The sequence below is a fragment of the Streptomyces sp. MBT53 genome, assembly GCF_016654115.1.
Taxonomy (GTDB): domain Bacteria; phylum Actinomycetota; class Actinomycetes; order Streptomycetales; family Streptomycetaceae; genus Streptomyces.
Genome location: NZ_JAEQAZ010000415.1, coordinates 1 through 1,920 on the forward strand (window position 1 = coordinate 1; position 1,920 = coordinate 1,920).

The 1,920-nt window shown below is 72.2% G+C and carries 2 protein-coding genes; one reads left to right on the top strand and one right to left on the bottom strand.

The genetic code is table 11. From position 1 onward, the window contains the following. Positions 1-628, bottom strand: a 628-nt coding sequence (locus JHN45_RS51720) for a M23 family metallopeptidase (RefSeq protein WP_307783458.1), incomplete at its 3' end; no start/stop codon positions are given. A 163-nt stretch (positions 629-791) separates the two neighbouring features. Here JHN45_RS51720 and JHN45_RS51725 point away from each other — a divergent pair. Further along, the coding region (locus tag JHN45_RS51725) for an SH3 domain-containing protein (protein ID WP_201056442.1) at positions 792-1,920 on the top strand (1,129 nt) is incomplete at its 3' end.

The window sequence follows — 1,920 nt, forward strand, 5'->3', positions numbered from 1 at the left end:
AGCAGTTCGCCGGGTAGCTCTCGTTGGGGTACACCGTGCTGACGGCGGCGCAGGAAGTGGCCGCGCAGGAGCGGACGTTGGCCTGCGCCCAGGCGGTCACGGTGGTGCCCTGCCCGCCACCACCACCGCCGCCGGGCGTGCAGGGCAGGTTCACCCCGCGGTCGCGCAGATACGGCACCGGGTCGATACCGCGCACCGTGGTGGAGGTGCCGATCCTGACCCGCAGGTGCAGGTGCGGTCCCGTCGCCTCGCCCTCGCTGCCCATCAGGGCGATGCGCTGACCGGCTTGGACGTGTTGCCCGACGACGACGTCCCGCTGGTACATGTGCCCGTACTCGGTCACCGTGCCGTCGTCGTGCAGGATGCGGATCCACTGCCCGTAACCGCTGGCGGGACCCGAGTTGATGACCTCGCCGGAGCCCACGGCGTAGATCGGCGTGCCCTGGGCGTTGGCGATGTCGACGCCGTCGTGGCTGTCGCTGTACCCCTGGGTGATGACCCCGGCGGTCGGGCACGAGGCGGCGAACGCGGCCGGGGCGGCCGGTGCCGCGGCGGCGGGCAGGGCCGCCGTCAGCGGCAGCAGGACGGCGGCGGCCGTGACGAGTCCGGCGTACGGGAACAGACGCACGAGGCTTCCTCTCCGGTGACTTCTGGTGGACGGCACGGAAGCTATCCGCGCCTCCCCGGTCGGCGGCATCCGGAACGTTCCGGAATGACGCGACGGCGCGCGGCCGGATAGGGCTGGGGATCGTCAACCACACCGTTTTCCCGACCAGTTGGAGAGATGCGTCATGCGATCCACCACCAGACGACTGATACAGGGCCTGTGCGCCCTGCTGGTTCTGGGCGGGCTGCCGCCGGTCGCCGCCGCTGCCGCCGACGGCCCCGGCCACGAACGCCCCGTCGCGAGGCCGGCCACCGACTGGCGCATCGACCTCGCCGCCACCTCGGCCGACCAGCACAACATCGGCCATCGCAAGAACGGCGCGCTGACCATCGGCGACCGCCGCGCCCGCACCACGTCCACTCCCGGCAGGGCGTCCGCCGTCTACACCGCACCGGCCCGCAGCCTCGGACGGCAGGCCGACGCGTTCACGATCCGCCCGCGGGCCCAAGTACCGTCCGGAACACAGGTGTTGACCGAGGTGCGGGGAAGCGACCACCCCGGACGGTGGACCCAGTGGACGACCCCGGACCGCGCCGGTCGGCTACGGCTGGCGCAGGCCGTCTCTGTCGTCCAGGTGCGGCTGACCCTGTTCGGCAGCCGGACCGCCGACCCCGTGGTCTCGGCCGTCTCCGTGCACGCCGACCTCGCGCAGCCGGCTCCCCGGGCACCTCGCGCACTGACCGCGGCCTCCCCGACGTACCGGATCTTCGCCACCCGGGAGGGCCTGGCCGGGCAGACCACGGCCAACGGCCATGTCATCCAGCAGCGCGACCACTTCGTCGCGCTGCCGTCCCGGCGGATGCTCGCCTCCAACGGCGGCCACGAGTACCAGGTGCGGCTGTGCTACCAGCGCACGGGACGCTGCGAGACGGCACCGGTGTGGGACGTCGGCCCCTGGAACACCCAGGACGACTACTGGAACCCGTCCGCGCAGCGGCAGATGTGGGGTGACCTGCCGCAGGGCACGCCCGAGGCGCAGGCGGCCTACCAATCCGGCTACAACGGCGGCCTGGACGAGTTCGGGCGCCGGGTCGCCAACCCGGCCGGCATCGACGTGGCCGACGGCACCTTCTGGGACGGCCTGGGCATGACGGACAACGACTGGGTGGACGTGACCTTCCAGCCGTCCGGCGACTCCGGCGGGCAGACGAACGTCACGGCATGGATGCAGGCCAACGTCCGTTCCTGCGCGTCGACTTCGTGCAGCGTGGTCAGCACGGTGTACCCGAACCAGAGCTACCCGGCGAACTGCT